28 protein-coding genes and 1 tRNA gene are annotated in these 26559 nt (G+C 67.7%); 12 read left to right on the top strand and 17 right to left on the bottom strand.

Annotated elements, in window-relative coordinates:
- From ccsA to ACMUOO_RS03190, 3 genes are all read left to right on the top strand, one after another.
- On the top strand, window positions 1-455 hold a 455-nt coding region (ccsA, locus tag ACMUOO_RS03180; RefSeq protein WP_413854863.1), incomplete at its 5' end, for a cytochrome c biogenesis protein CcsA.
- Complete coding sequence (gene ccmD / locus ACMUOO_RS03185) at window positions 455-610, top strand: heme exporter protein CcmD (protein ID WP_301918702.1); 156 nt, start codon at window positions 455-457, stop codon at window positions 608-610. The genes ccsA and ccmD, both read left to right, overlap by 1 nt.
- The gene (locus ACMUOO_RS03190; protein ID WP_301918703.1) at window positions 603-1142 is read left to right on the top strand and encodes a DsbE family thiol:disulfide interchange protein; all 540 of its coding nucleotides are present in this window, start codon (window positions 603-605) and stop codon (window positions 1140-1142) included. Before ccmD ends, ACMUOO_RS03190 begins: the two co-directional genes overlap by 8 nt.
- A gap of 389 nt (window positions 1143-1531) precedes the next feature.
- Here the strand turns inward: ACMUOO_RS03190 and acnA are convergent, their stop codons facing one another.
- Entirely contained in the window at window positions 1532-4282 is a 2751-nt protein-coding gene (acnA, locus tag ACMUOO_RS03195; protein WP_301918704.1) for an aconitate hydratase AcnA, read from the bottom strand.
- 216 nt (window positions 4283-4498) lie between these two features.
- On the opposite strand from acnA, the gene ACMUOO_RS03200 reads away from it, so the two are divergent.
- Together ACMUOO_RS03200 and ACMUOO_RS03205 are read left to right on the top strand one after the other, a co-directional pair.
- On the top strand, window positions 4499-5203 hold the full coding sequence (locus tag ACMUOO_RS03200; RefSeq protein ID WP_301918705.1) for a DUF1223 domain-containing protein: 705 nt from the start codon (window positions 4499-4501) through the stop codon (window positions 5201-5203).
- Between the two features lie 106 nt (window positions 5204-5309).
- On the top strand, window positions 5310-6719 hold the full coding sequence (locus ACMUOO_RS03205; protein WP_301918706.1) for an aldehyde dehydrogenase family protein: 1410 nt from the start codon (window positions 5310-5312) through the stop codon (window positions 6717-6719).
- Between the two features lie 9 nt (window positions 6720-6728).
- On the opposite strand, the gene ACMUOO_RS03210 is transcribed toward ACMUOO_RS03205, so the two are convergent.
- The 5 genes from ACMUOO_RS03210 to ACMUOO_RS03230 all read right to left on the bottom strand — a co-directional run bounded on the left by ACMUOO_RS03210 (window position 6729) and on the right by ACMUOO_RS03230 (window position 11565).
- A complete protein-coding gene (locus ACMUOO_RS03210) occupies window positions 6729-7601 on the bottom strand; it encodes a lysophospholipid acyltransferase family protein (RefSeq protein WP_301918707.1) in 873 nt (290 codons plus the stop codon).
- 207 nt (window positions 7602-7808) lie between these two features.
- The gene (locus ACMUOO_RS03215; RefSeq protein ID WP_301918708.1) at window positions 7809-8894 is read right to left on the bottom strand and encodes a flagellar motor switch protein FliG; all 1086 of its coding nucleotides are present in this window, start codon (window positions 8892-8894) and stop codon (window positions 7809-7811) included.
- Window positions 8895-8967: 73 nt separating this feature from the next.
- Window positions 8968-9129 carry a hypothetical protein gene (locus tag ACMUOO_RS03220; protein ID WP_301918709.1) on the bottom strand — a complete coding sequence of 54 codons (162 nt, stop codon included), beginning with the start codon at window positions 9127-9129 and terminating at the stop codon, window positions 8968-8970.
- A gap of 99 nt (window positions 9130-9228) precedes the next feature.
- On the bottom strand, window positions 9229-10533 hold the full coding sequence (purB, locus tag ACMUOO_RS03225; RefSeq protein WP_301918710.1) for an adenylosuccinate lyase: 1305 nt from the start codon (window positions 10531-10533) through the stop codon (window positions 9229-9231).
- Window positions 10534-10611: 78 nt separating this feature from the next.
- Window positions 10612-11565, bottom strand: a complete 954-nt coding sequence (locus tag ACMUOO_RS03230) for a glycosyltransferase family 2 protein (protein WP_301918711.1) — start codon at window positions 11563-11565, stop codon at window positions 10612-10614.
- A gap of 71 nt (window positions 11566-11636) precedes the next feature.
- Between ACMUOO_RS03230 and ACMUOO_RS03235 the strand changes: the two genes are divergently transcribed.
- The gene (locus ACMUOO_RS03235; RefSeq protein ID WP_301918712.1) at window positions 11637-12047 is read left to right on the top strand and encodes a DUF6314 family protein; all 411 of its coding nucleotides are present in this window, start codon (window positions 11637-11639) and stop codon (window positions 12045-12047) included.
- On the opposite strand, the gene dddP is transcribed toward ACMUOO_RS03235, so the two are convergent.
- The 4 genes from dddP to ACMUOO_RS03255 form a co-directional block, all read right to left on the bottom strand.
- Window positions 12048-13388, bottom strand: coding sequence for a dimethylsulfonioproprionate lyase DddP (gene dddP / locus ACMUOO_RS03240; RefSeq protein ID WP_301918713.1), 1341 nt, complete (start codon window positions 13386-13388; stop codon window positions 12048-12050).
- 224 nt (window positions 13389-13612) lie between these two features.
- Window positions 13613-13816, bottom strand: a complete 204-nt coding sequence (locus tag ACMUOO_RS03245; protein ID WP_301918714.1) for a hypothetical protein — start codon at window positions 13814-13816, stop codon at window positions 13613-13615.
- Between the two features lie 177 nt (window positions 13817-13993).
- A complete protein-coding gene (gene glnA, locus ACMUOO_RS03250; RefSeq protein ID WP_301918715.1) occupies window positions 13994-15400 on the bottom strand; it encodes a type I glutamate--ammonia ligase in 1407 nt (468 codons plus the stop codon).
- Between the two features lie 48 nt (window positions 15401-15448).
- Complete coding sequence (locus ACMUOO_RS03255) at window positions 15449-15787, bottom strand: P-II family nitrogen regulator (RefSeq protein WP_291338147.1); 339 nt, start codon at window positions 15785-15787, stop codon at window positions 15449-15451.
- Between the two features lie 177 nt (window positions 15788-15964).
- On the opposite strand from ACMUOO_RS03255, the gene ACMUOO_RS03260 reads away from it, so the two are divergent.
- Complete coding sequence (locus ACMUOO_RS03260; RefSeq protein ID WP_301918716.1) at window positions 15965-17776, top strand: NAD(P)H-hydrate epimerase; 1812 nt, start codon at window positions 15965-15967, stop codon at window positions 17774-17776.
- Between the two features lie 77 nt (window positions 17777-17853).
- Here the strand turns inward: ACMUOO_RS03260 and ACMUOO_RS03265 are convergent, their stop codons facing one another.
- Window positions 17854-18372 (bottom strand): Hint domain-containing protein, encoded by a 519-nt coding sequence (locus ACMUOO_RS03265; protein WP_301918717.1) that lies wholly within the window; start codon window positions 18370-18372, stop codon window positions 17854-17856.
- 169 nt (window positions 18373-18541) lie between these two features.
- Here ACMUOO_RS03265 and ACMUOO_RS03270 point away from each other — a divergent pair.
- From ACMUOO_RS03270 to ACMUOO_RS03280, 3 genes are all read left to right on the top strand, one after another.
- Window positions 18542-18626 (top strand) — tRNA-Leu (locus ACMUOO_RS03270).
- A 19-nt stretch (window positions 18627-18645) separates the two neighbouring features.
- Window positions 18646-19980: a trigger factor gene (gene tig / locus ACMUOO_RS03275; RefSeq protein ID WP_301918718.1), complete on the top strand. Its 1335-nt coding sequence runs from the start codon at window positions 18646-18648 to the stop codon at window positions 19978-19980.
- Between the two features lie 242 nt (window positions 19981-20222).
- Window positions 20223-20762, top strand: coding sequence for an HD domain-containing protein (locus ACMUOO_RS03280; RefSeq protein ID WP_301918719.1), 540 nt, complete (start codon window positions 20223-20225; stop codon window positions 20760-20762).
- 9 nt (window positions 20763-20771) lie between these two features.
- Here the strand turns inward: ACMUOO_RS03280 and ACMUOO_RS03285 are convergent, their stop codons facing one another.
- From ACMUOO_RS03285 to rpsF, 6 genes are all read right to left on the bottom strand, one after another.
- A complete protein-coding gene (locus ACMUOO_RS03285; protein ID WP_301918720.1) occupies window positions 20772-21407 on the bottom strand; it encodes a class I SAM-dependent methyltransferase in 636 nt (211 codons plus the stop codon).
- A 17-nt stretch (window positions 21408-21424) separates the two neighbouring features.
- Window positions 21425-22207, bottom strand: coding sequence for a CDP-diacylglycerol--serine O-phosphatidyltransferase (pssA, locus tag ACMUOO_RS03290; protein WP_301918721.1), 783 nt, complete (start codon window positions 22205-22207; stop codon window positions 21425-21427).
- Window positions 22204-23010, bottom strand: coding sequence for a phosphatidylserine decarboxylase (locus ACMUOO_RS03295; RefSeq protein WP_301918722.1), 807 nt, complete (start codon window positions 23008-23010; stop codon window positions 22204-22206). The genes pssA and ACMUOO_RS03295 overlap by 4 nt, the downstream gene beginning before the upstream one ends.
- Before the next feature lie 75 nt (window positions 23011-23085).
- Window positions 23086-23664 (bottom strand): 50S ribosomal protein L9, encoded by a 579-nt coding sequence (rplI, locus tag ACMUOO_RS03300; protein ID WP_301918723.1) that lies wholly within the window; start codon window positions 23662-23664, stop codon window positions 23086-23088.
- A gap of 13 nt (window positions 23665-23677) precedes the next feature.
- Window positions 23678-23905 carry a 30S ribosomal protein S18 gene (gene rpsR / locus ACMUOO_RS03305; RefSeq protein WP_105514010.1) on the bottom strand — a complete coding sequence of 76 codons (228 nt, stop codon included), beginning with the start codon at window positions 23903-23905 and terminating at the stop codon, window positions 23678-23680.
- Window positions 23906-23934: 29 nt separating this feature from the next.
- On the bottom strand, window positions 23935-24366 hold the full coding sequence (gene rpsF, locus ACMUOO_RS03310) for a 30S ribosomal protein S6 (protein WP_301918724.1): 432 nt from the start codon (window positions 24364-24366) through the stop codon (window positions 23935-23937).
- Between the two features lie 253 nt (window positions 24367-24619).
- Between rpsF and fabD the strand changes: the two genes are divergently transcribed.
- Both fabD and fabG read left to right on the top strand, forming a co-directional pair.
- The gene (fabD, locus tag ACMUOO_RS03315) at window positions 24620-25549 is read left to right on the top strand and encodes an ACP S-malonyltransferase (protein WP_301918725.1); all 930 of its coding nucleotides are present in this window, start codon (window positions 24620-24622) and stop codon (window positions 25547-25549) included.
- A 93-nt stretch (window positions 25550-25642) separates the two neighbouring features.
- A complete protein-coding gene (gene fabG / locus ACMUOO_RS03320; RefSeq protein WP_301918726.1) occupies window positions 25643-26380 on the top strand; it encodes a 3-oxoacyl-ACP reductase FabG in 738 nt (245 codons plus the stop codon).
- The last annotated feature ends 179 nt before the right edge of the window (window positions 26381-26559 follow it).

Raw genomic sequence — 26559 nt, forward strand, 5'->3', positions numbered from 1 at the left:
AGGCCGCCGCGCCGATCGGCATGACGATGACGCTCATCGCGCTCTTCACCGGGGCGATCTGGGGCCAGCCGATGTGGGGGACCTGGTGGGCCTGGGACCCGCGGCTCACCTCGTTCCTCATCCTCTTTCTCTTCTACCTCGGCTATATCGCGCTCTGGGAAGCGGTGGAGGACCCTGACACCGCCGCCGACCTCACCTCGGTCCTCTGTCTCGTCGGCTCGGTCTTCGCGCTGCTCAGCCGCTACGCGGTCCTCTTCTGGAACCAGGGCCTGCACCAGGGCGCCTCGCTCTCGCTCGACAAGGAGGAACACGTGGCGGATGTCTTCGCCTGGCCGCTCTGGGTGACCATGGCGGGATTCGTGCTGCTCTTCGTCGCGCTCGTCCTGCTGCGCACCCGGACGGAGATCCGGGCACGCCGGCTCCGCGCGCTCGAGGCGCGGGAAAGGATGGCGTGATGGTCGAACTCGGCAAATATGCCGGCACCGTCCTCGGCGCCTACGGGGTGACGATCGCGCTGCTGCTCGCGCTCGTCTGGGTCACGCTCAGGCGCGGGGCCGAGATGCGCCGGCGGCTCGAGGCGCAGGAAAAACGGATGGGGCGCAATGGCTAGGGTTTCGCCGCTGATGGCGCTGCCACCGGTGATCTTCGCGGGGCTCGCCGCGATGTTCATCTGGGGCATGAACCGTGAGGATCCGAACGCGTTGCCCTCGACCTTCGTCGGCAAGCCGGCGCCGGCCGTGACGATGGCGCGGCTCGGCGACCTGCCGACCTTCGCCGACGTCGACCTGAGGGACGGCAAGGTGAAGCTCGTGAACTTCTGGGCGAGCTGGTGCGCACCCTGCCGGGTCGAGCATCCGAACCTTGAGAAGGTCAGCTCCGAGGGCGTGACGATCCTTGGCGTGAACTTCAAGGACAAGCCCGAGGCGGCGCTCGGCTTTCTCGCGGAGCTTGGCAATCCCTATGCCGCCATCGGCGCCGACGAAATCGGCCGCATGGGGATCGACTGGGGGCTATACGGCGTGCCCGAGACCTTCGTGATCGACGGCGACGGCAATGTCGTCCTGCGCTTTCCCGGCCCGATCACCGAGCGCGTGATGGAAAACGAAATACGGCCTGCGATGGAAAGGGCCGCCGCGGAGTAGCTGCTTAAGCCCGCGACGGCCCGGGTCGTCAACGCATCTGCGAAGCGACGATCAGGATAAGAAGAGCCGCCGCCTCAAGAAGCGGCATGCTCGGCATGAAGTGCAGTTTCGTCCGTACCGTCCTCATGCGCCGTTGATACCCCGAGCGTCAGCCGCGACGAAGCGCGGATATCGCCGTTTTCACAAATCCCCCATGAAATAAGGAGGTTTTTGAAGACCTTGGTTCCGCCCCAATGGCGGGAGCCGCGACAAGGACGGCAAAGCCGGGGGATCATTGCCAACACCCGATCAATCGAGGGCCCGCAGCGAGCCGAATCGTGGGCTTCCCCGGAAAGAACGCCCCGCCGGGGAGGGTCCGGGCGGGGCGATTGTCGCATCCGGGAGGCGCGTCACGCCTTGGCGAGGTTCCTCAGCACATAGTGCAGGACGCCGCCGTGTTCGACGTATTCGACCTCGATCTCGGTATCGATCCGGCACTTGATCTGGATTGTCTTCACGGTCCCGTCCGCATGGCGGATCGTGCAGGGCACCACGCTCAGGGGTTTCAGGTCGCCTTCGAGCCCGGCGATCGAGATCACCTCGTCGCCTTTCAGCCCGAGCGACTTGCGGGTGTCACCGCCGGTGAACTCGAAGGGGATCACGCCCATGCCGACGAGGTTGGAGCGGTGGATGCGCTCGAAGCTCTCGGCGATCACCGCCTTGACACCGAGAAGGTTCGTGCCCTTCGCCGCCCAGTCGCGGCTGGAGCCCGCGCCGTATTCGATGCCGCCCACCACGATCAGCGGCACGCCGGCCGCCTGATAGGCCATCGAGGCGTCGTAGATCGAGGTCTGCTGTCCGTCGGGGCCGAGCGTGTAGCCGCCTTCGACGCCGTCCAGCATCTCGTTCCTGATGCGGATGTTGGCGAAGGTGCCGCGCATCATGACTTCGTGGTTGCCCCGGCGCGAGCCGTAGCTGTTGAAGTCCTTCGGCGCGACCTGGCGTTCGGTCAGGTACTTGCCCGCGGGCGTGGTCGGCTTGAACGAGCCGGCCGGCGAGATGTGGTCGGTCGTGATCATGTCGCCGAGGAGCGCGAGGATGCGCGCGCCCTCGATGTCGCGGATCGCGCCCTTTTCCTTGCCCATGCCCCGGAAGTAGGGCGGGTTCTGGATGTAGGTCGAGGTCGGCGGCCAGTCGTAGGTCTCCGACTCCGTCACCTTCACGCCCTGCCACTTCGCATCGCCCTTGAAGACGTCGGCGTACTTCTTCTGGAACGCATCGCGGGTCACGACCTCGTGGACAAGCTCGGCGATCTCGTTGTTCGAGGGCCAGATGTCCTTGAGATAGACCGGCTGGCCGTCCTTCGAGGTGCCGAGCGGTTCGCTCGTCAGGTCGATGTTCATGTCGCCCGCGATGGCATAGGCAACGACCAGGGGCGGCGAGGCGAGGTAGTTCGCCCGCACGTCGGGCGAGATGCGGCCCTCGAAGTTGCGGTTGCCCGAGAGGACCGAGACCGCGACGAGGTCGTTGTCGTTGATCGCCTTCGAGATTTCCGGCTGCAGGGGGCCGGAGTTGCCGATGCAGGTGGTGCAGCCGTAGCCGACGAGGTTGAAGCCGAGCGCGTCAAGATCCTCCTGCAGCCCGGCGGCGTTGAGATACTCCGACACGACCTGCGATCCCGGGGCGAGCGAAGTCTTGACCCAGGGTTTGCGGGTGAGGCCGAGCGCGCGCGCCTTGCGGGCGAGAAGCCCCGCGCCGATCAGCACGTAGGGGTTCGAGGTGTTTGTGCAGGAGGTGATCGAGGCGATCACGACCGAACCATCGCGCAGCTTGTAGCTTTCGCCATCGACGGCGGCGGTCTTGCGGACATCGTTGGGCGCGGTCATCGTGTCGCCCTCCGACGCCATGTCCTTGGCCGCTTCGGTCGTATCGACGCCGCGGAATTCGCTCACCACCTTGTAGAAGCTCTTCGCGGACATGTTGAGGGGCGTGTAGTCCTGCGGGCGCTTCGGGCCGGAGATGGCCGGCACGATTTCGGCCATGTCGAGGTGCAGGGTCGAGGAATAGATCGGATCGTAGTCGGCCCCGCGCCAGAAGCCGTTCTCCTTGGCATAGGCCTCGACGAGCGCGATGCGCGCCTCGTCCCGCCCGGTCTGTCGCAGGTAGCGCAGGGTTTCGTTGTCGATCGGGAAGAAGCCGCAGGTGGCGCCGTATTCCGGGGCCATGTTGGCGATCGTCGCGCGGTCGGCGAGCGGCAGGTGGTCGAGGCCGGGCCCGTAGAACTCGACGAACTTGTTCACCACACCGTGCTTGCGAAGCATCTGCACGACCTTCAGGACGAGGTCGGTCGCGGTGGTGCCCTCCATCATCCTGCCCGTCAGCTTGAAGCCGACAACCTCGGGGATGAGCATCGAGACCGGCTGGCCGAGCATCGCCGCCTCGGCCTCGATCCCGCCGACGCCCCAGCCGAGGACGGCAAGGCCGTTGACCATGGTCGTGTGCGAATCGGTGCCGACGAGCGTGTCCGGGTAGGCGACCGTCAGTCCGTTCTGGTCGGTGTCTGTCCAGACTGTCTGGGCGAGGTATTCGAGGTTGACCTGGTGGCAGATGCCCGTCCCCGGCGGCACCACGCGGAAGTTCTGGAAGGCGTTCTGGCCCCATTTCAGGAACACGTAACGCTCCATGTTGCGCTCGTATTCCAGATCGACGTTGCGCTGGAAGGCGCGGGGGTTGCCGAATTCGTCGATCATCACCGAATGGTCGATGACGAGGTCCACGGGATTGAGCGGGTTGATCTTCTGCGGATCGCCGCCGAGCGCCTTGATCCCGTCGCGCATCGCGGCGAGGTCCACCACGGCCGGAACCCCGGTGAAGTCCTGCATGAGCACCCGCGCAGGGCGATAGGCGATCTCGCGCGGGTTCTTGCCGCCCGCCTTTCCCCAGTCGGAAAACGCCTTGAGGTCGTCCACGGACACCGTGCGGCCGCCGTCCTCGAAGCGCAGCATGTTCTCCAGCACGACCTTCAGCGCCGCCGGCAGCCGGGAGAACTGGCCGAGACCGGCCGCCTCGGCCGCGGGGATCGAGTAGTAGGCTACTGTCTGGCCGGCGACGCTGAGCGTCTTGCGCGTCTTCGCGGTGTCCTGTCCGGTGACGATGGGCATGGGAATCTCCCTTCGGGCTGAGGCTGGCTCGGTAGTGGGTCGCACGCCTAATGCCGCAACGTCAGAAGGCGTTCAAGCGATTTCGCGAAGTTTGTATACCATTGTGCACAATTATCCGCAAGGGGCGCGGTGCCCCCCCGCACGCTGTCGCAAAGGCTTGATTGGCGTCGGACCGTGCTCTCGACTATCAAGGGCCAAAAGGGGATCGAGACACTCATGCGCCGGACGATTACGACCGCGGTCGGCCTCTGGCTGACGCTCGCGGGAGCGGGCCTTGCCCAACCTGCCACCGAAAGTCCGGTGGTCGTGGAACTCTACACCTCGCAGGGCTGTTCCTCCTGTCCGCCGGCGGACAATCTCCTCAGCGAGATGGCCGGGCGCTCCGATGTGATCGCGCTGGCGCTGCATGTCGACTACTGGGACTACATCGGCTGGAAAGACACCTTCGGCAACCCGGCCTTCACCAAGCGCCAGCGCGCCTATGCGGCGGTGGCCGGCGCGCGAACGATCTACACGCCGCAGATGATCGTCGACGGGATGGATCACATCGTCGGCGTCCGCGCGGCCGAACTTGCGAAGCTGGTGGCGCGCCACGCGGCGCAGGCCGCCCCCGTCGCGTTGCGCCTCGACCGTGTGGGCGAGGGCGTCCGCGTCACCGCCGGGGCGGCGCCCCTGCCGAGGGGCGCGGTCGTTCAGCTTGTGCGCTACCGGAGCCATGAACGGGTGGAAATCCGCCAGGGCGAGAACGCCGGCAAGGTCATCGACTACAGCAACATCGTGACCGAGTGGCGGCGTGTCGCCGAGTGGGACGGGCGGGCCGACCTCTCGCTCACCATGGATGCGCCGGGCGGCGATCCCGTGGTCGTGATCCTGCAGGAGCCGGGGCCGGGCCCGGTGCTCGCCGCGGCGGTGCTGCGCTAGCCGGGGCGTGCCGCAGCGTCATGCCCATCGTTCCCGCCGCCTGCGTTGACGGGCGCGCGCTGCGGTGGCTTCCTCGGCCGGTCGGGGCAGGCGGAGGACGCGGGCGATGACGGAAGCGATGGGCCGGGCCGTCGGCAACGATGAGGCGGGGCTGCGGGCGACGGTCGATGCGATGCGCGCCGCCTTTCTGGCCGGGCCCCCGCCCGACCTCGTGGCGCGGCAGGCACGGCTTCGCATGCTTCGCCGGGCGGTGCAGGCGCGGAGCCGCGATCTCGTGCGCGCCGCGGCGGAGGACTTCGGCCAACGTCGGGCGGAGGAGACTCTGATCCTCGACCTCGGTCCCGTCGTCCAGGCCACGCGGCATCTCGCGCGCAACCTCGGCCGCTGGATGCGGCCTGACCGCCGCGCCGTGCCCGTGACGCTCTGGCCCGGCCGCGCGCGGGTGATCCGCCAGCCGAAGGGCGTGGTCGGCATCATGGCGCCCTGGAACTATCCCTTCGGCCTTTCGCTGATCCCGCTGGCGACGGCGCTCGCCGCCGGCAACCGGGCGATGCTCAAGCCCTCCGAACTCGCCCCGGCCTCGGCCGAGGCAATGGCCACCTTGCTGGCGGAGATCTTTCCCGCCGACGAGGTGGGCGTCGTGCTCGGCGGGCCGGAGACAGGGGCGGCCTTCGCCGGGTTGCCGTTCGACCACCTCGTCTTCACCGGATCGACCGGGGTGGGGCGCAAGGTCATGCAGGCCGCGGCGCGGAACCTCGTCCCGGTGACGCTGGAGCTTGGCGGCAAGTCGCCCGTGATCCTCGGCCGCGACGCGGACTTCGCCAAGGCGTCGCGCGACATCGCCTGGGGCAAGATCGCCAATGCCGGCCAGACCTGCATCGCGCCGGATTATGTCCTGGTCCACAGGGCCGATGCGCCGGCCTTCCGGGATCGGCTTGTGGAGGAGTTGGGGCGCGCCTTCACCGCGCGTGGCGGGATGACGGGCATCATCGACGCCGCAAGGGCGGACCGGCTTCGGACGCTGGTCGCCGAGGCCGAAGCGGCGGGGGCCGAGGTCCGCTGGATCGGCGGCGCGCCTGGGGAGGGCCGGGCGATCGCGCCAGCCGTGGTCTCCGGCGCATCGCCCGACAGCCGACTGATGCGGGAGGAGATTTTCGGGCCGGTCCTGCCCATCCAGACCTACGGGGATCTGGCGCAGGCGGTCGGGCAGGTCGCAGCCGGCCCGCGGCCGCTCGCCCTCTACTTCTACGGCGGCAGGGCCGGCGGGGCGGAGGTGCTCTCGCGCACGACAAGCGGCAACGTCACCGTCAACGGGGTGATGACCCACTATGCCGTGGACAGCCTCCCCTTCGGCGGCGTGGGCGCGAGCGGCATCGGTGCCTATCACGGCCGCGAGGGGTTCGAGGCGATGACCCATGCGCGCGGCGTCTTCCGCGAGCCGCTGCGCAGTCTCATCCCGCTCGGCCGGACGGGCGGACGGTTCGAGCGGCTCTTCGCCTGGTACATGATGCGCTGACGGCGCGCGTCACTTCCAGCGGCGGTGAATCCAGAACCACTGGTCCAGGTGGCGGCGTGCGATCCGTTCTAGGCTGTCGTTGATCGCCTGGGTCATGGTCTCCGGGTCCGATCGCGGGATTGGCGCCTCGGTCACGATGTCGAAGTTGATCCCGTCGTCGCGCCGGACGCCGTAGACGGGGACGATATCGGCCTCGTAGCGCAGCGCGAGGTCGGCCGCCGAGGTGGCGGTGAAGGCGGTATGGCCGAAGAAGGTGGTGGCAGCGCCGTGGCGCATGTGCTGGTCCATCAGGAGCCCGAGCATGCCGCCAGATTTCAGGAACCGGACCATTGCCGCCATGCCGGGCTTGCCGCGCGGGAAGAGCGGGGTGCCGATCGTCGATATGGCATCGAGGTAATGCGCGTTGAAGAGCGGGTTCTTCATCGGCCGGTAGAGCGCGCCGACCCGGTAGCCGCGGGCAATGAGCGCCGCGCGCGCGACGTCGTAGTTGCCGAAATGCCCCGTGGCGAGGATCACCGGCCTTCCGGCGCCGTGGGCGGCGGAAAGGGCCGCTGCGCCGGGACCGGTGATCGGCAGGTCGCGGACGCGGGCGAGGAAGTCGTCACCCGAGTAGAGCTCGATCATCGTCCGGCCGACGTTGTCGGGCACGGCGCGGACAAGCCGCTCGACCTCATGCGGGGGCAGGTCGGGACAGACGAGGGCGAGGTTCTCGCGGATGCGCCGGCGCCAGCCGGCGAGGGGCGCGACCAGCCGCGAGATGATCCAGCCCGCCAGCGGGACCCGTCGTTCATAGGGCAGCGCCCGCGCGATCGCGAGTATCGCGCGGAAGGCCGCATCGGTCAGCCGGTCCGGCAGTGTCGGTTTCGGCGGGGTGTCGGCCATCGTGTCCCGTGCTCTGCGGCACGGCCGCTCGCTCGGGGCCGCGCGTCAGGGGCCAGACATAGAGGTGCGGCGCGCCGATCTCAAGCCGCCGAAAACCCGTCGGCCTCGGCCGCGGACCGTCCGCCATCCGCCCATGGCGCGAGGAGGCGCGCGCCGCCGGAACGCTCCCCGGGGGCGCCCGGCGGGGCCGTGGCTTTCCCGGGCGGCCTAGTCCTCTTCGGCGTCCGCGGTCATGCGCAGCACCAGTTCACCGGCATCGACCAGTGTCCGGACCGCCGAGACGATCGAAGTCATCGCGGCCTCCGCGTCCTTCTCGCGCACCTTGCCGCGCTCGGCCATCTCGTCCCGCAAGGTGGCGGCCATGCGTTGCGACATGTTGGCGAGGATGAACTCGGCCGAAGCCGCATCGGCCCCGGTCCGCGCACCGGCGAGGGCGTTCACCAGCGCTGCCTGCTCCACACCGCGGATGACCCTGGAGATATCGCGCCCCTCGATCCGCTCGGCGATGTCGGCAAAGGTGAAGATCGACTTCCTGACCCGCTCTGCAAGGCCCTGATCCGCCTCCGCCAACCCTGAGAGCACCTCGTCGCGCGTCGTCGCGGGCGAGACGTTGAGGATGGCGCCGATCCTTTCGTGCGGCTCGGCCTCGAAGGCGCGGAGCGGGCGCGATTCGAGTTGAACGGCCAGAGACAGGCCGATGCGGCGCACGGTTTCGGGGTCGATCTCGCCGGTCTGGCCCATCGCGTAGGCGATGTGGCGCGCCCGTTCGCCCGGGAGCTTGCCGAGAAGTTCGGCCGCGCGCGACACGGCGATCTTGGAGAGCATGACGGCGCCCACCTCGGCGCTTTCCTCGGCGAGGACGGGAAGCAGCTTCTCGCTTTCCAGCGCGGCGATGCGGTCCCACGGATCGGCTTTGGACGAGGCCCCGGACAGCCGCTTCAGCCGGCCCGCCGCCGTCGCCGAGATCTGGCCGTCGAGCATCTGCAGCGCGCCGTCAATCCCGCCGGGAAAACTGAGCCCGATGGAGTCGAGAAGCGCGAGGAATTCCTCCACCACCGCATCGAGCGTCGCGCGGTCGACAACGCGCATCCGGCCGATCTGTTCGGTCAGCGCCGCCTGAAGATGGTCGGGGAGGTCGCGCAATGGCACCTGATCGCCGACAGCGAGCAGAAGCCGGACGATGATCGCCGCCTTCTGCCTGCCGCCGATCTGGCCCGGAACCGGCCGGTCGTTTGCCACAGCGGTGGCTGCCGCTGCCGCGCCCGGCGAAAGCCGTGTGGTGAGTGCCGACATGCCGACCTCCGGGACCTGCGGTTCGGGTCGCAGTTTCCCGCAAGGCGGTTAAGCCGGGGTTACGCGCCGCGGTTCAGCTGCCGACGGTCACGCATTTCTGGGCGGCGTCATCCCAGCTCTGGCCCTGGGCGCAGCTGATCTGGGCCTGGCGCTCGTGGCTGCAGCCGCCCTGCGCGAAGGCAGGCGAAAGGCCGGCAAGAAGGGCGAGGGCGGCGGCAAGCGTCCTGATCGGCATGGCATCCTCCTTCTGTCTTCGATGAGGGTGCCAGCCGTGCCGCCATGCGGGCAAGCGTTTCCGTAGCGGAAACGCTCGCTCTCACGCAATCGTGTGGGCTCAACCGCCGAAGACCCGGGCAAAGATCGTGTCGACGTGCTTCGTGTGATAGCCGAGGTCGAATTTCTCCTCGATCTCGGCGGGCGAAAGGGCGGCGGTAACCTCGGGATCGGCCAGCAGCTCGGTCCTGAAATCCGCGCCCTTCTCCCATACCTTCATCGCGTTCCGTTGCACCAGCCGATAGGCGTCCTCGCGGCTGACGCCCGCCTGGGTCAGCGCCAGAAGAACCCGCTGAGACATGATCAGGCCTTTGAACTTGTTCATGTTCTTCGCCATGTTCTCGGGGTAGATCACCAGCTTCTCGATCACCCCCGCCAGCCGGTCCAGCGCGAAGTCGAGCGTGATCGTCGCATCCGGGCCGATGGCGCGCTCAACGCTCGAATGGCTGATGTCGCGCTCGTGCCACAAGGCCACGTTCTCCAGCGCCGGCACCACCGCCATGCGGACAAGGCGGGCGAGGCCGGTCAGGTTCTCGGTCAGGACCGGGTTCCTCTTGTGCGGCATGGCGGACGACCCCTTCTGGCCGGGGGAGAAGAACTCCTCCGCCTCCAGAACCTCGGTCCGCTGCATGTGGCGGATCTCGATGGCGATGTTCTCGATCGAACTGGCGATCACGCCGAGGGTGGCGAAGAACATCGCGTGGCGGTCGCGGGGGATGACCTGGGTGGAAATCGGCTCGGGGCGCAGACCCATCATCTTGCAGACATGTTCCTCGACCGCCGGGTCGATGTTGGCGAAGGTGCCGACCGCGCCGGAGATGGCACCTGTCGCCACCTCCCATTTCGCCTTCTCCAGCCGGTTCTTGTTTCGGTCCATCTCGGCGTAGAACCGCGCGAAAGTGAGGCCCATCGTGGTAGGTTCGGCATGGATGCCGTGGCTGCGGCCGATCCTGATCGTGTCCTTGTGTTCGTAGGCGCGTTTCTTCAGCGCGGACAGCACCCGGTCCATGTCGGCCAGCAGGATGTCGGCGGCGCGGACGAGTTGCACGTTCAGCGTGGTGTCGAGCACGTCCGACGAGGTCATCCCCTGATGGACGAAGCGCGCGTCCTCGGCGCCGATGTGTTCCGCGAGATGGGTGAGGAAGGCGATGACGTCATGCCTGGTCACCGCCTCGATCTCGTCGATGCGGGCCACGTCGAACTCAACGTCTTTTGCGCGCCAGACCGCTTGCGCGTTCGCCTTCGGGATCACGCCAAGCGCCGCCTGCGCGTCGCAGGCATGGGCCTCGATCTCGTACCAGATGCGGAACTTCGTCTCGGGCGACCAGATGGCGACCATTTCGGGGCGGGAATAGCGGGGGATCATCGGCGGCTTCCTTCGGCACGGGGGGGGGGCGCGGGCGTCCCTTAGACCGCGCCGGGGGCGCTGGCAAGGCGGGCAGTTTCAGCCGGCGGGCGGGAGAGCGGCGAGGCGGCGCGCGAAGACGCGCTCGGCATGGTGGTGCCAGTGGCGTATGTCGGAATCGGCAAGCATCGCCGCCATCGTCGCGGCCAGGCGGTCTGCATAGCGCAGGATCGTGGTGTCGCGGATCAGCCCGGACGCCCGGTCGGCGAAATAGCTGGCGTCGTGGCGGAGGTTCGGTTCCCCCATCGGGCCAGCGCCGCGGCCGCGAAGCTGGCGCAGGCGGTAGGCGTCGGGCGTCTTGGTGGCGTAGTGGTTGTACTGGGCCAGCGCGTGGCGGATCTCGGCGCGGGGCACATGGCGCAACTCGCGCCAGAGCGGTCCCCCCGCGTCGATCCCGCGCAGGCTGCCGTCGCCGCGCATGACGGTAAGCCGCGCCTTCGGGCCATGGTAGCGGGTCAGCGAATGGTTGTGGATCGCGCCGTAGTGGCCGGGATTGCGGCTCAAGGTCTTCAGCGCGCCGTTGGCCTTGTGGCCCTCGGGCAGGCGGTGAAGGAACTGGTGCGTGACCGGGCCGGGGTGCCATTGCGCCACGCCGCCCGGCCCGAAGGTCATGGCGTTGAGCGCGATGACGTCGACGTCTGCGGGCGCGGCGGCGAGGAGGGCCTTCACCGAATTGTCGCCCATGTGGACGTTCACGAATTCGTCCACGTCGAGCATCATCAGCCAGTCGGCCGCGTCGACGTCGAAGCGGTCGCGGAGGCGTGCGTAGCCTTCCGCCTGCGGCACCTTGCCGGAGGCAACGCTGTGACGCAGGAAGTCGATGTGGGCGGCCGACTGGAGGGCCGCCAGAAGCCTGACCGATCCGTCGTCGCAGTCGTTCGCGGCAATGAAGATGCGGTCGAAGCCGAGCGTGAGGTGATGGGCCACGAATTCGAGGAGGAACGGCCCCTCGTTGCGGATGCAGGTGAGAAGGTGGACGGTCGGGTCTGGCATGGCTCTGGCAGCGGCGGGCCGGTCGCGGCACTATGCCGGGGCTGGGGCGACGGATGCAATCGGGGATGGCGATGAGGCTTCAGGATTTCTCCGGGCGCTGGCGGATCGAGCGGCGGATCGAGGACCGTCTGGGCGGCATGAGCGGGCTCTTCACCGGCGAGGCCGAGTTTCGCCCGGTGGCGGAGGGACTCGCCTACCGCGAGGAGGGTCGACTCAGGATTGGCACGGGACCCGAGGTGCTGGCGGTCAGGGACTACCTCTGGCGCGAGGAGGGGGCGTGGATCGTCGTCGAGCACGGCGACGGGCGGCCGTTCCACACCTTCGACCCCGACCTGCCCGAGGCCCGGCACTGGTGCGATCCCGACGACTACCGGGTGTGCTACGACTTCGCGGGCTGGCCGGAGTGGCACGCGGAATGGACGGTTCGGGGGCCGCGGAAGGACTACACGATGGTGAGCGTCTATTCGCGCACCCTGGACTGACTACCGTCCGAGCAGCGCCGGATCGAAGGGGTAGGTCGTCAGGTTCTCGCAGCCGGTTGCGGTCACCAGAACCTGATCCTCGAGCTTGATGGAAAACTCGCCGCCCTCGGGGCTGACAAGCGCCTCGGTGCAGATCACCATGCCTTCCTCGATCACGTGGTCGAAGGCACCCTCGGCCCAGGCGTCGGGATAGGGGACATAGGGCCATTCGTCGCAAAGCCCGACGCCGTGCATCTTGCAGGAATATTTCTGCGCCCAGTACTGGTCTTCCAGCCGGTGACCGCCGAACACCAGGTCGCGGATCGGCACCCCGGGTTTCAGCCGCGCCTGATGGTCGTGGATGTGGTCGAGCGCGTGGTGCATCGCCGAGATCATGGCGTTGGTGGGCTTGGCATCGCCCACCCACCAGGTGCGCGAGATGTCGATGCAGATGCCGTAGGCGCCGATGAGGTCGGTATCGAAGGCGACGATCTCGTTCGGCCGGACGATCCTTGGCCCACATTCCTGGAACCACGGATTCGTGCGAGGGCCGGAGGCGAGAAGCCGCGTCTCGATCCATTCGCCGCCGCGGCGGATGTTCCCTTTGTGCAATTCCGACCAGATATCATCCTCGCTGACACGACCTTTCGGTACGTTTTCTCTGGTGAACGCCTCCATCTCGCCAATCGCCGCCTCGCAGGCGTGATGGGCGCAACGCATGGCGCGGATCTCGTCCGGCCCCTTGATTGCGCGGGTGCGCTCGGTCAGCTCCTCGCCCTCCATCACCTCGAACCCCGCGCGTTCGAGCGCACGCAGACCGTGGATCTGGATCTTGTCCACGCCGAGGCGGCGGTTCGCGCCTGCATGGGCCTGCATCACCTCCTCCACCTGTCCGGCAAAGGAGGTGGCGTCGGCCGCGCCCCGGTCGCCGGAGACGGCATAGAAGAACGAGGCGCCGGAGCGGAGTTCCTTCACCAGCGGGTTGAATGAGACGAGGAAGGGCGCGTTCTTGTATTCCCAGATCACCATGTGCCCGTCGGCACAGAGCAGACAGGCGCGGAACGGGTTGTGGGCGTTCCAGAGTTGCATGTTCGTGGTGTCGGTCGCGTAGCGGATGTTCAGGGGATCGAAGAGAAGAAGCCCGCCCCAGGCGCGCGCGACGATGGCGTCGGTGAGCCTCCGCCAGCGGAATTCGCGCATCGCGGCAAGGTTCGGCAGGGCGAGCCCTGCCGCCTCCCATTCGCGGAAGGAAAGTTGGGTCGGCCCGATCTCCACCCGGTCGTTGTCGTTGGGTGTGCCGTCGGGCAGCGTCGCGCCCTTCGTCGGGTCGATCTTGCGGCGGTCGCTGTAACGTTCGGTCATGCCGGGCCTCCTCCCTCGCGCGGCGAGCATCCGATGCCAGGCGCCGGCCGGTCCGTCCCGAATGCGACGCGGAGCGCGTCCGTTTCCGCCGATGACGGCCGCAATGGCCCTGCTGGCGGATGCCCATGGACGCGATCCTGCGGGATTTGCTTTACCTTGCGCCGGGGACCGGGCCCCCCGCCGTGCGCCAGCCGGCCAGCCACCGACCGGTCCAAGCCGCAGGGTCAGAGCCCGAGGAGCCGGGTGAGGCGTTGCCCCGCATCGGGGCGCTTGGCGATGTCGACGACACTCGGGACCTCGCAGGCTCGCATCGTGGCCTCGATCCAGTCCAGGCGACGCACGCCCTTGCAGGGAGCGATCGCGCCATGAAGGACGAGCGCCGCCGGCGGCTTCGCTGCCCCTGTCGATCCGATGAGAGTAGCATCCATGCCAGCCCCCTTCATTCCCTTCCGCCAGTTTGACCGCGAATCTGGGCGAAATTCGGCCGCATACGGCGCACTTTCGTGGTCGGCCGCAAGGGGGGCGCGACACCGGGCGGACCGGCCCCGCGGTGCGCAAAGAGAAAGGGCGCCCGGAGGCGCCCTTTCCGATCCTTCCGCTACCGATCAGCAGCTGTAGTACATCTGGTATTCGATCGGATGCGGCGTGTGTTCGTAGGCGTAGACCTCTTCCCACTTCAGCGCGACGTAGCCGTCGATCTGGTCGCGGGTGAAGACATCCCCGGCGAGGAGGAAGTCGTGGTCCTTCTCCAGTTCCTCCAGCGCCTCGCGCAGGGAGCCGCAGACGGTCGGGATTTCGGCCAGTTCCTCGGGCGGCAGGTCGTAGAGGTCCTTGTCCGACGCGGGGCCCGGGTCGATCTTGTTCCTGATCCCGTCGAGGCCGGCCATCAGGAGGGCGGCGAAGCAGAGATAGGGGTTGGCCGAGGGATCGGGGAAGCGCGCCTCGACACGCTTGGCCTTCGGGCTTTCGGTCCACGGAATGCGCACGCAGCCCGACCGGTTGCGGGCGGAATAGGCGCGCAGCACCGGCGCCTCGAAGCCCGGAATGAGCCGCTTGTAGGAGTTCGTGCCGGGGTTGGTGAAGGCGTTGAGCGCCTTGGCGTGCTTCAGGATGCCGCCGATGAACCAGAGCGCCTCCTGGCTGAGGTCGGCGTATTTGTCGCCCGCGAAGAGCGGCTTGCCGTCCTTCCAGATCGACATGTTGACGTGCATGCCCGAGCCGTTGTCGCCCTTCATCGGCTTCGGCATGAAGGTCACGGTCTTTCCGTAGGCCGCCGCGACGTTGTGGATGACGTACTTGTACTTCAGGATGTTGTCGGCCTGTTCGGTCAGCCCGCCGAAGATCAGCCCGAGCTCGTGCTGGCAGGTCGCGACCTCGTGGTGGTGCTTGTCGACCTTCAGCCCCATCCGCTTCATCGTCGAGAGCATTTCCGAGCGGATGTCCTGGCCTTCGTCGGCGGGGTTCACCGGGAAGTAGCCGCCCTTGTAGGTCGGCCGGTGGCCGAGGTTGCCGGTCTCGAATTCGGCATCCGTGTTCCAGGCGGCGTGCTCCGCGTCGATCTGGTAGGAGACCTTGTTGGGCGCCACCGAATAGCGCACGTCGTCGAAGATGAAGAACTCTGCTTCCGGCCCGAAATAGGCCGTGTCGCCGATGCCGGAGGCCTTGAGGTAGGCCTCGGCCTTCACCGCGGTGCCGCGCGGGTCGCGGCTGTAGGGCTCGCCGGTGTCCGGCTCGACGACGTTGCAGTGGATGCACATCGTCTTTTCCGCGTAGAATGGGTCGATGTAGACCGAGTTCGCGTCCGGGATCAGCTTCATGTCGGACTGGTCGATCGACTTCCATCCGGCGATGGAGGAGCCGTCGAACATGAAGCCTTCCTCGAAGAAGTCCTCGTCGACGAGATCGGCAATCAGCGTCACATGCTGGAGCCGCCCGCGCGGATCGGTGAAACGGACGTCGACATATTCGACCTCCTCGTCCTTCATGAGCTTAAGGGCGTTCTTTACGCTCATCTCGTGCTGTCCTTCTCCTGGAGCGTGGGGCGGGCGGTTGCCCGGGATTCAGATCGCGTCCTCGCCGGTCTCGCCGGTGCGGATGCGGATGACCTGTTCGACGGGGGAGACGAAGATCTTGCCGTCGCCGATCTTGTCGGTGCGGGCGGCCGAGACGATGGCCTCGATCGCGGCCTCGACCATGTCGTCCGAGAGCACGACCTCGATCTTCACCTTGGGCAGGAAGTCGACGACATACTCGGCCCCGCGGTAAAGTTCGGTATGGCCCTTCTGGCGGCCGAAGCCCTTGACCTCGATCACCGAAAGCCCCTGAACCCCGACCTCCTGAAGGGCTTCCTTCACCTCGTCGAGCTTGAAGGGCTTGATGATGGCTTCGATCTTCTTCATGGGGCCGACTCTCCCTGCCTTTTTCTCAAGTCGCGCCCCTGTCACCACTTTCGCGGGGCAGGGACAATTGGCTAGGGTTCCGGGGCGCTGGGCGGGCCGGGGAATCCTGTGGTCGTGCCTGAATTTTGTGCAGATTGGTTGCGAGGCGGGCAGTTTGAGAACTTTGCGGGGAAAGCCATGACCGAGCTTCTGACAGCCGCCCAGATGCGCGCCATCGAGGCGGCCGCGATCGCCTCCGGCGAGGTGACGGGCCTTGAACTGATGGAACGCGCCGGGCGCGGCGTGGTCGAGGCGATCTTCGAGGAATGGCCGGAGCTGCGCGCGACCTCGCACCGGGCAGTGGTCCTCTGCGGGCCGGGCAACAACGGCGGCGACGGGTTCGTCGTGGCGCGGCTGTTGAAGGAGTGGGGCTGGGAGGTCGAGGTCTTCCTCTACGGCGACCCCGAGAAGCTGCCGCCGGATGCGCGGGCGAATTACGAGCGGTGGAGGGGGATAGGGGAGGTTCGCCAGATTGACGATAAGACCAAGCGTTCGTTCATTTGGATGCTACACGACGAAGATCACCCGAACGTCTGGATTGATGCATTGTTTGGAACAGGCCTTAGCCGCCCTATTTCGATTGAGCTTGCAGAGTGGCTTCGAAGCATAGAGGTGTCCTTCAATGAGTTGGTCTATGAACAGCCGGGAAAGGTTGTTGCAGTTGACCTGCCAACTGGCATCGACGGGGATAGTGGTCGACTATTGTTCGAGCCTCCTCCGCTTGAGCGTGCGCATGTCTTCACCAAGAATGCGCCGCCTGAATGGCGGCTGACTCGGGGGCCGTCATTCAAGCCACTTCGTTGTGATCTTACGGTTTCATTTCATTCGCCCAAGTTCGGGCATTTCATGGCGCATTCTCCGCTCTTTTGTAGGAAAGTGGTCGTAAAGGGGTTGGGTCTAAGACCCGTTGGCTGGACGCCTCAGGGCGCTGCGGTCGTAGGTGGTCTGGAAATGTCCCACCTTGGATGGCGTCGTCTGCGTCTGGACAAAGACAATATTCAACACGAGACCCCCCACAAGTACACCCACGGCCACGCCCTGATCCTCTCCGGGCCGCCCGGCAAAGGCGGGGCCGCCCGCCTCGCGGCGCGGGGGGCGCTCCGGATCGGGGCAGGGCTCGTCACCGTCGGCTGTCCGCCCGAGGCGCTGGCGGAGCACGCAGCTAGGCTCGATGCGGTGATGCTGAGGCCGGTGGCGGATGCCGATGCGTTCGGGCGGGTGCTGGAGGACGGGCGGATCAATGCGCTTTGCCTCGGGCCGGGTCTCGGGACCGGCGAGAGGGAGGTGGCGCTGGTGGCGGCGGCGCTCGGGGCTTCGGCCCAAGTCCCCCCACCCCCATCCCCTCCCCACGAGGGGGAGGGGGGCCGCGCGGCATCGGGCGGGGCGCCCGAGGATCAGGCGCTTTCCCTCCCCCTCGTGGGGAGGGAAGAAGGGAGGGGGGCACGCCGCCCTCTCGTCCTCGACGCCGACGCGCTGACGATCCTCGCCCGCGAACCGCACCTCTTCGCCGCCCTGCACGAAGGCTGCGTCCTCACCCCCCATGCCGGGGAATTCGCCCGGCTCTTCCCCGACATCGCCGCGAAGCTGGCGGAACCTGCCACCAAGGGCCCCGCCTATTCCAAGGTCGACGCCACCCGCGCGGCCGCCGCCCGCGCTGGCTGCACCGTTCTCTACAAGGGGCCCGACACGGTGATCGCCGACCCTTCGGGGCGGTGCAGCATCAACTCCGCGCACTACGACCGCGCGGCCCCCTGGCTCGCCACGGCGGGCTCCGGCGACGTGCTCGCAGGCTTCATCGCGGGGCTCCTGGCGCGCGGGTTCGCGCCGGTGCAGGCGGCCGAAACCGCCGCCTGGCTCCATGTCGAATGCGCGCGGAAGTTCGGCCCCGGACTGATCGCGGAGGATCTGCCCGAACAGCTTCCCGCCGTCTTTCGCGACCTCGGGCTCTGAGCGCCGGCGCTTTCATTGTGGCGCAAATACTCCCGCCGGAGGCTTCCGCCGCCACCGGGCCGGCGACCGGCCGGATGTCATTCCGCTGCGAGCCGCGTCGCGTCCGCCGCGCCGAGCGCGGGGCAGGCGATCTCCAGCCCTTCGGCGTAGACCACCTGGGGGCTGTCGAACCTGAGGTCGTAGAGCCGCAGCGAGAGCGCCGCCACCGGGGCGATGAACTCGCCATCCGCGAGCCGCTCCACCGGCACAACGGCAGACCTTGCGCCGAAGAGCGCCTCGGCCCGCCAGTCGCGGACGAGGACCGGGGTTTCGGCGGGCAGGATCAGGTCCTGTTCCGGCCGGTCCCGGCCGAGCGCGGCCGCGGCGATGCGGATCGCGGGGCCGGAGTAGCGCGTGACGCGCACCTCGCGCACGACGCGCATCCCCTCGCGGGTGATGATCCGGTCGCCGGGTTCGATGAAATCGACGGGCAACGCCCCGTCCAGCGTCAACACGACCGTCCCGGCCGCGATGCCTGTCGTCGAATTGCCTGATGCCACCTGGCGCATGCCGGCGTCTTCCGCGCCGTGCACAAGCCCCGTCGTCTTCTGCGACATGGGGTCCCCCTATATGTGCTGCCTCGATTTTTTCTTTCAGAATATGTCAAGAATGCGTTCACGGCGAGCAATTTCTGGGGCGCTTTTTCCCCTCGCATGCGCGGGCGAACCTTGCTAGAAGGGCGCGGATTTCGGGAGCGGTCCCAGCACGGGGCCGCTCCCCGGCATTGCGGGTGTGGCGGAACTGGCAGACGCACCAGATTTAGGTTCTGGCGCCGAGAGGCGTGGGGGTTCAAGTCCCTTCACCCGCACCACGAGGAAAAGGACGAAGGAATGCAGGTCACCGAGACCCTGAAGGACGGTCTGAAGCGCAGCTACACGATTACCGTGCCGGCCGCCGATCTTGACGCGAAAGTCACCGAGAAGCTCGTGGAGGCGCAGCCCGAGATCGAGATGAAGGGCTTCCGCAAGGGCAGGGTGCCGATGGCGATGCTGAGAAAGCAGTTCGGCGAGCGGCTTATGGGCGACGCGATGCAGGATGCCATCGACGGCGCGATGAAGTCGCATTTCGACGCGACCGGCGACCGCCCGGCGCTGCAGCCGAAGGTCGAGATGAAGGGCGGCGAGACCTGGAAGCAGGGCGACGACGTCATCGTCGAGATGTCCTACGAGGCGCTGCCGGAAATCCCGGACGTGGATCTCGCCAAGATCAAGCTTGAGAAGCTCGTGGTGAAGGCTGACGAAAAGGCTGTGGCCGAGGCTCTCGAGAACCTCGCCAAGTCGGCCAAGAGCTTCGAGGACAAGAAGAAGGGCACCAAGGCCAAGGAAGGCGACCAGGTCGTGATCGACTTCGTCGGCAAGATCGACGGGGAGGCCTTCGACGGCGGCGCGGGCGAGGACTATCCGCTGGAACTCGGCTCGGGGTCTTTCATCCCCGGCTTCGAGGACCAGCTTGTCGGCGCCAAGGCCGGCGACGAGGTGGCGGTGAAGGTGAGCTTCCCGGCCGAATACGGCGCCAAGCACCTCGCCGGCAAGGAAGCCGTCTTCGATTGCACGGTGAAGGCCGTGAAGGGCGCGAAGCCGGCCGAGATCGACGACGAGCTTGCCAAGCGGTTCGGGGCGGAAAGCCTCGAGGCGCTTAAGGGCCAGATTTCGGAGCGGCTGGAAGCGGAATATGCGGGCGCGGCGCGTCAGGTGATGAAGCGGGCGCTTCTCGACGAGCTCGACAAGCTCGTCAAGTTCGACCTGCCGCCGAGCCTCGTGGAGGCCGAGGCGCACCAGATCGCCCACCAGCTCTGGCACGACGAGCACCCCGAGGAGCATGGCCACAACCACGGCTCGATCGAACCGACGGACGAGCACAACAAGCTTGCCGAGCGCCGGGTGCGGCTGGGGCTTCTCCTGGCCGAGGTCGGCCGCAAGGAGAAGGTCGAGGTGACCGACGCCGAGATGACGCAGGCGGTTCTGGCGCAGGCGCGGCAGTACCCGGGCCAGGAGCGCGCCTTCTTCGAGTTCGTCCAGAAGAATCCCCAGATGCAGCAGCAGCTGCGCGCCCCGATCTTCGAGGACAAGGTCGTGGACCTCGTCTTCGCCGCCGCCAAGGTGACGGAGAAGGAAGTCTCCAAGGACAAGCTCCAGAAGGCCGTCGAAGCGCTCGACGAGATGTGAGACGGCTTCGCTTGCGCGAGGCGACAGGGAACGGGCCGTGCCGCGGGGCGCGGCCCTTTTCGTTTCGGCACTGCGATGACACTTGACCGGCGCGCGCGAATTGCTACGGTGAATTCGGGCACTTCGGTGCCCTTCCCCAATAACATCAGCAACCTGCGCCAGGGGCCCCAGCGGCCGTTTCCGGCTCGCTTCGTGCGATCGGAACCGGTGCGATCCCGGCCCCGCGCAGGAAAGGAGAGCGAATGGAGACATCCATTGTCGCGCGGGCGCGCGCCTTCGCCTTGGCCCGCCATGACGGCCAGACCCGCAAGGACCTGGCCAGGACGCCTTACTGGAGGCACCTGGAGGAGGTCGCCTTCCTCGGCGCCGGGTTCGGCGGGGAGGACGAGGTCGTCGCGGCGGCCTGGCTTCACGACACGGTCGAGGATTGCCCGCCGACCAGCCTCGCCGAGATCGAGACGGTATTCGGGCCCCGCGTCGCCGCCATCGTCGCGGAAGTGACCGACGACAAGAACCTCGATGCGGCAGAACGCAAGCGGCTTCAGGTCGCGACCGCGCGGGCCAAGTCGCCGGGGGCCGCGCTGGTCAAGCTCTGCGACAAGATCGGCAACGTCCGCTCGGTGGGCGAGACGCCGCCGCATGACTGGCCGCAGACGCGTAGGATCGCATATCTCGACTGGGCCGAAGAGGTCGTCGCGGGTCTGCGCGACCTGCCGGAAGCTGCGGCGGCGGCGTTCCGCACGGTGCTGGAAAGCGCGCGCGTGACGGTCGGGCCGCGCTGAGCGCGCGCCTCAGGCAGCTGCCCGCGCTGCTTCCGCCTTCCGCTGGATCAGGAAGGTGAAGATGCCGAAGGGCGGCATCGGCATGGTTCGGGTGACCTCCAGCGAGCGCACGCCCAGGATGCGGCCGAGTTCGAAGTCGGAGTGCCAGCCGATCACGTTCGCGAGGGGCGCGAAGAGCCGTTCGAGTGCCGCGAGAAAACCCTTGTCGCGGGCGAAATGGCCGACGATCAGAACCTCACCCCCCGGCTTGCAGACGCGGGCCATCTCTTCCATGACCTTTTCGGGTTCCGGCACGACCGAGATCACGTGCATGGCCACCACGGTGTCGAAATGACCGTCGGGAAAGGCGAGCGTGCGGGCGTCCATCTCCGAGATGCGGACCACGTGGGCAAGCTTCCGCTCCGCGACCTTGCGGCGCGCCTTGTCGAGCATGTCGGCCGAGACGTCGATTCCGGTCACCTGGAGATGCGTCGCGTAGCGGTCGAGCGAGAGCCCGGTGCCGACTCCGATCTCCAGCACCCGGCCCGCGCGGCGGTTGATGTAGTCCACCGTGCGCCGGCGTCCCCGTCCGGTGATCCGCCCGAAGGTATAGTCATAGATCGGCGCCCAGTAGCGGTAGGACGTCTTGACGGCCGCGAGTTCCAAATTCTGCCTCTCGGGGATCAGGGCCGTCCGCGACGGCGGTTCAGGAGCATTTTCACCGCCGAATGTAACAGCGACGCGGCGTAGAGAAGGACGATGGAGATGAGGGCGCGCCAGATCTCGGCGAGCATGATCCCGGTGACGAGCGCGAGCCCGACCATGACCCAGGCAATCCTCTCGCGCGGAACGCGGATCGACTTCGGGGAGAAGGTGGGCAGGCGGCTGACCATCAGGAGGCCGACCGCGCCGATGTAGAGTTCGACCAGGGTTGGCCAGGCGCTGACGTCGATCCCCGTCTCGAAGGTCAGGAAGGCGGGCAGGAGCGCCATCAGCGCTCCGGCGGGGGCGGGCACGCCCGTGAAGTGACCGGCTGGCTTCGCGTCGCCGTTCAGGGCCGCGCGCGACTGTGCCACGTTGAAGCGTGCCAGCCGCATGCAGCAGCAGACGACATAGACGAGCACGAAGATCCAGCCGCCCGACTTTTCGCCGGGTACGAGCGCCATCTGGTAGACGAGAAACCCCGGCGTCACGCCGAAGTTCAGGAAGTCGGAGAGCGAATCGAGTTGCGCGCCGAAGTCGCTGGTGGCCTTGAGGCGCCGGGCGATGAGCCCGTCGAGCCCGTCGACGACGACGGCGAAGAGGACGAGCCAGACCGCGATCAGGAACTGCCCCGACATGATGAAGCGGATCGCCGTGAGCCCCGCGCATAGGCCGAGCGTCGTGACCATGTTCGGGACGAGGGTGAGAAAGGGCAGGCTGTCGCCTTCCGCCTCGCGCGGGAGGTCGGGGTCCTCCTCGCTCACCGCACCGCTCCTGCCCGGCGGGGTTCGGCCGAGGCGAAGTCGGCGAGCACGGTCTCGCCCGCGACGGCGGTCTGGCCGACGGCGACGAGGGGCGCGGTACCCTGTGGCAGGTAGACGTCAAGCCGCGAGCCGAAGCGGATCATGCCGAAGCGCTGGCCGGCGAGGAGCGCCTGGCCCTCCTTCACCTCGCAGACGATGCGGCGGGCGACGAGGCCGGCGATCTGCACGACGGCGATGGCGCGGCCGTCTTCCAGGCGGATGGCGAGGCCGTTGCGTTCATTGTCCGCGCTCGCCTTGTCGAGCGACGCGTTGAAGAACTTGCCCGGCCGGTAGGCGATCTTCTCGATCCGCCCCGAGACCGGCGCGCGGTTCACGTGGCAGTTGAAGACGTTCATGAAGATGGCGATACGGGTCATCGGCGCGGTGCCCAGGCCGAGTTCCTCCGGCGGGGCGAAATCGCCGATCATCTGGACGACGCCGTCGGCCGGCGAGATCACCAGCCGCTCGCGCGCGGGCGTCACGCGTTCGGGGTCGCGGAAGAAGTAGTAGCACCAGAGGGTGAGCCCGACGCCGATCCAGCCGAGCGGCTGGGCGACTAAGAAGAGTACCAGGGTCGCCACCGCGAAGACCGGAACGAAGCGATAGCCCTCGCGGTGCATGGGCTTCACCACGGTCGCGATCATCGACATGGGGCGTTCCTCCTGTCCGGGCCGCGTGACGCACGCGCCTCGTGGCGGGGGCGGCGTTCCCCGAGTCGCCGGCGCATTGCGACGCCTTGTGACCGGAATACGACATAGTTGCAACCGCCGGGGTGGGCCGGGAAAAAGAAAACCGCGCCGGACGGGCCAGCGCGGTCGGATTGTGGCGCCTGGGGCGGATTACTCCGCCGTTTCTTCCTGCGCGGCAGAGCCGATGTCGTCGAAGAGCTCGGCGATCTCGAAGTCGGCCGCGGCTTCCGCCTCGGCGGCGAGTTCCTGGATCGACTTGCCAGTCGCCTGCAACTCGGCCTCTTCGGCCGACCGGGCGACGTTCAGCCGAATCTGGGCCGAGACCTCGGGGTGCAGGACGACCTCGACCTCGTGGATGCCCAGTTCCTTGATCGGGCGGGTCAGCACGACCTGCTTGCGATCGATCGTGAAGCCCGCCGAGGTCGCGGCGTCGGCGGCATCGCGCGGCGTGACCGAGCCGTAGAGGGCGCCGGCGTCGGAGGCCGAACGAATCACGACGAAAGTCTGGCCATCGAGCTTCGCGGCGACGGCTGCTGCCTCTTTCCGCGTTTCCAGGTTCTGCGCCTCGAGCTGGGCCTTGCGGGTCTCGAAGGACTTGATGTTGTCCTCGGAGGCGCGCAGCGCCTTGCCCTGCGGCAGGAGGAAGTTGCGCGCGTAGCCGTCCTTGACCTTGACGACCTCGCCCATCTGGCCAAGCTTGGCCACGCGTTCCAGTAGGATGACTTGCATTGTCCTGTCTCCCTTACTTCACGGCATAGGGCAGAAGGGCGAGGAAGCGGGCGCGCTTGATGGCGCGCGCGAGCTCACGCTGCTTCTTCGCCGAGACGGCGGTGATGCGGGCGGGCACGATCTTGCCGCGCTCGGAGATATAGCGCTGAAGCAGACGGACGTCCTTGTAGTCGATCTTCGGCGCGTTGTCGCCCGAGAAGGGGCAGACCTTGCGGCGGCGGAAAAACGGTTTGTTCGCCATGGTTTGTGATCCTTTCCTCAGGTCCAGTATCAGCGCCGGTCGCGGCGGTCGCCGCGATCCCCGCGGTCGCCACGATCCCCGCGGTCGCCACGGTCACCGCGATCGCCACGGTCACCGCGATCGCCACGGTCACGCTCGTCGCGCTTCTGCATCTGGACCGAGGGCCCGTCCTCGTGCGCGTCCACCTTCACCGACATCACGCGCATGACGTCGTCATGGAGCCGCGCGAGGCGCTCCATCTCCTGCACCGCGGCCGAGGGCGCGTCGGAGCGGAGATAGGCATAGTGGCCCTTGCGGTTCTTGTTGATCTTGTAGGCCATGGTCTTCACGCCCCAGTACTCGTGGTCGACGACCTTGCCGCCGTTGTCCGCGAGAACCGTGGAGAAGTGTTCGATGAGGCCTTCGGCCTGCGCGTTGGACAGGTCCTGGCGCGCGATGAGGACATGCTCGTAAAGCGGCATGTGGTCCCTTTCGTCTCAGGCGGCTTCATAGGCGGGGTGACCCTTCCGCGCCCCGCCACGAGAGGCTTCGCCGGTTCCCGTGAATGCGGAAGGATGCGGCCTTATAGAGGAAAACGCGCCGGATGCAAGCGCGGCGGCCCGATCCTTTCATCTTGCCGCAAATACCTCAGGGGTGCGGGGGCAGCGCCCCCGCGTCGCTTGTCCCATCGCTTCGCTGCGGGTAGAGGTGGGGAAATTCCGGGCAGGAGGGACCATGACGCGCGCATTCGTATTTCCCGGGCAGGGGGCGCAGGCCGTAGGCATGGGCCGTGCCCTGGCCGAAGCCTATCCGGCGGCGAAGGCGGTCTTCGACGAGGTCGACGCGGCGCTGGAAGAGCGGTTTTCGGCGCTGATCTGGGAGGGCGACATCGAGACGCTGACGCTGACCGAGAACGCCCAGCCAGCGCTGATGGCGACCTCGATCGCGGCGCTTCACGCGCTTCAGGCGGAGGGCATTCCGGTGACCTCGGCGGCATACGTCGCGGGCCATTCGCTCGGCGAATACTCGGCGCTCTGCGCGGCCGGTGCGATCAGCGTCGCCGACGCGGCGCGGCTCCTCAGGCTTCGCGGGCGCGCGATGCAGGCGGCGGTGCCGGTCGGCGTGGGTGCCATGGCCGCGCTCCTTGGCCTCGACTTCGCGACGGCGAGCGAGGTGGCGCAGGAGGCGGCGCAGGGCGAGGTCTGCCAGGCAGCCAACGACAACGACCCGGCGCAGGTCGTCGTGTCGGGACACCGGGCCGCGGTCGAGCGGGCGCTGGAGATCGCCAAGGCGAGGGGCGCCAAGCGCGCCGTGCTGCTGCCGGTTTCCGCGCCCTTCCATTGCGCGCTCATGGAGCCTGCGGCGCGCGCCATGGCGGAGGCGCTAGACGCGGTGGACATCAAGGCGCCCGCGGTGCCCGTGGTAGCCAACGTGCGCGCCCGGGCGGTGAGCGACCCGGCAGTCATCCGGTCTCTGCTGGTGGAGCAGGTCACCGGCTCGGTCCGCTGGCGCGAGTCGGTGGCATGGATGGGGGCGCAGGGCGTCGACGAATTCTGGGAGATCGGGGCGGGCAAGGCGCTGTCGGGCATGATCCGGCGGATCGCGAAGGATGCCGAGACGCGGGCGGTCGGCACGCCCGAGGACGTGGCGGCGGCCAAGGGCTGAGTTCGGCTGCGCCGCGTGGCGGCGGCCGGGGGTGGCCTCGCTCGGGCCCCCACCCCCGGGGAGACTTGCAGGACGGATGAAGGAGATGAGGCCATGTTCGATCTGACCGGAAAGACCGCGCTTGTCACAGGCGCCTCGGGCGGGATCGGGGGCGCGATCGCGCGGGCGTTGCATGGTGCCGGCGCGGTGGTGGGCCTCTCGGGCACCCGCGAGGCGCCGCTGGCCGAACTTGCCGCCGCACTCGGTGATCGCGCGCACGTGCTTCCCTGCGATCTTTCGGATGCCGGTGCGGTGGAGGCGCTGCCGAAGCGGGCGGCCGAGGCGATGGGCGGGCTCGACATTCTCGTCAACAACGCCGGGATCACCCGCGACAACCTTTTCATGCGGATGTCGGACACCGAGTGGCAGCAGGTCATCGACGTCAACCTCACCTCGACCTTCCGGCTCTGCCGTGGCGTGCTTCGGGGGATGATGAAGGCGCGCTGGGGGCGGATCGTCAACGTCACCTCCATCGTCGGCACCACGGGCAATCCCGGGCAGGGCAACTACGCCGCGGCCAAGGCCGGCATCGCCGGCATGTCGAAGGCGCTGGCGCAGGAGGTGGCGAGCCGGGGGATCACGGTCAACTGCATCGCGCCGGGGTTCATCGCCACCGCGATGACCGACAAGCTGAACGACGAGCAGAAGGCGCGGATCGCCGCGCAGATCCCGGCTGGACGCATGGGCACGCCGGAGGAGATCGCGGCGGCGGCGCTCTATCTCGCCAGCCCGGAGGCCGGCTACGTCACCGGCGCGACGCTGCATGTGAACGGCGGGATGGCGATGATCTGAGGTCGCGCGGAGCGGCGGGGCGGACAGTTCGGATCGCGGTTGCGAAAGCGTTTGCCTCGGGAATAGACTGTGGTATAGGCGGCGACGATCAGCCGGGACGGAACCCAAGCGTTGCCGGCACCTTCGCTTTCTGGCGGGGGAGAACCGCTCGGAACGAGCAAGGGACCAGGAAGCGGGAC

The organism is Albidovulum sp., from assembly GCF_041919395.1.
Classification (GTDB): Bacteria; Pseudomonadota; Alphaproteobacteria; order Rhodobacterales; family Rhodobacteraceae; genus Albidovulum.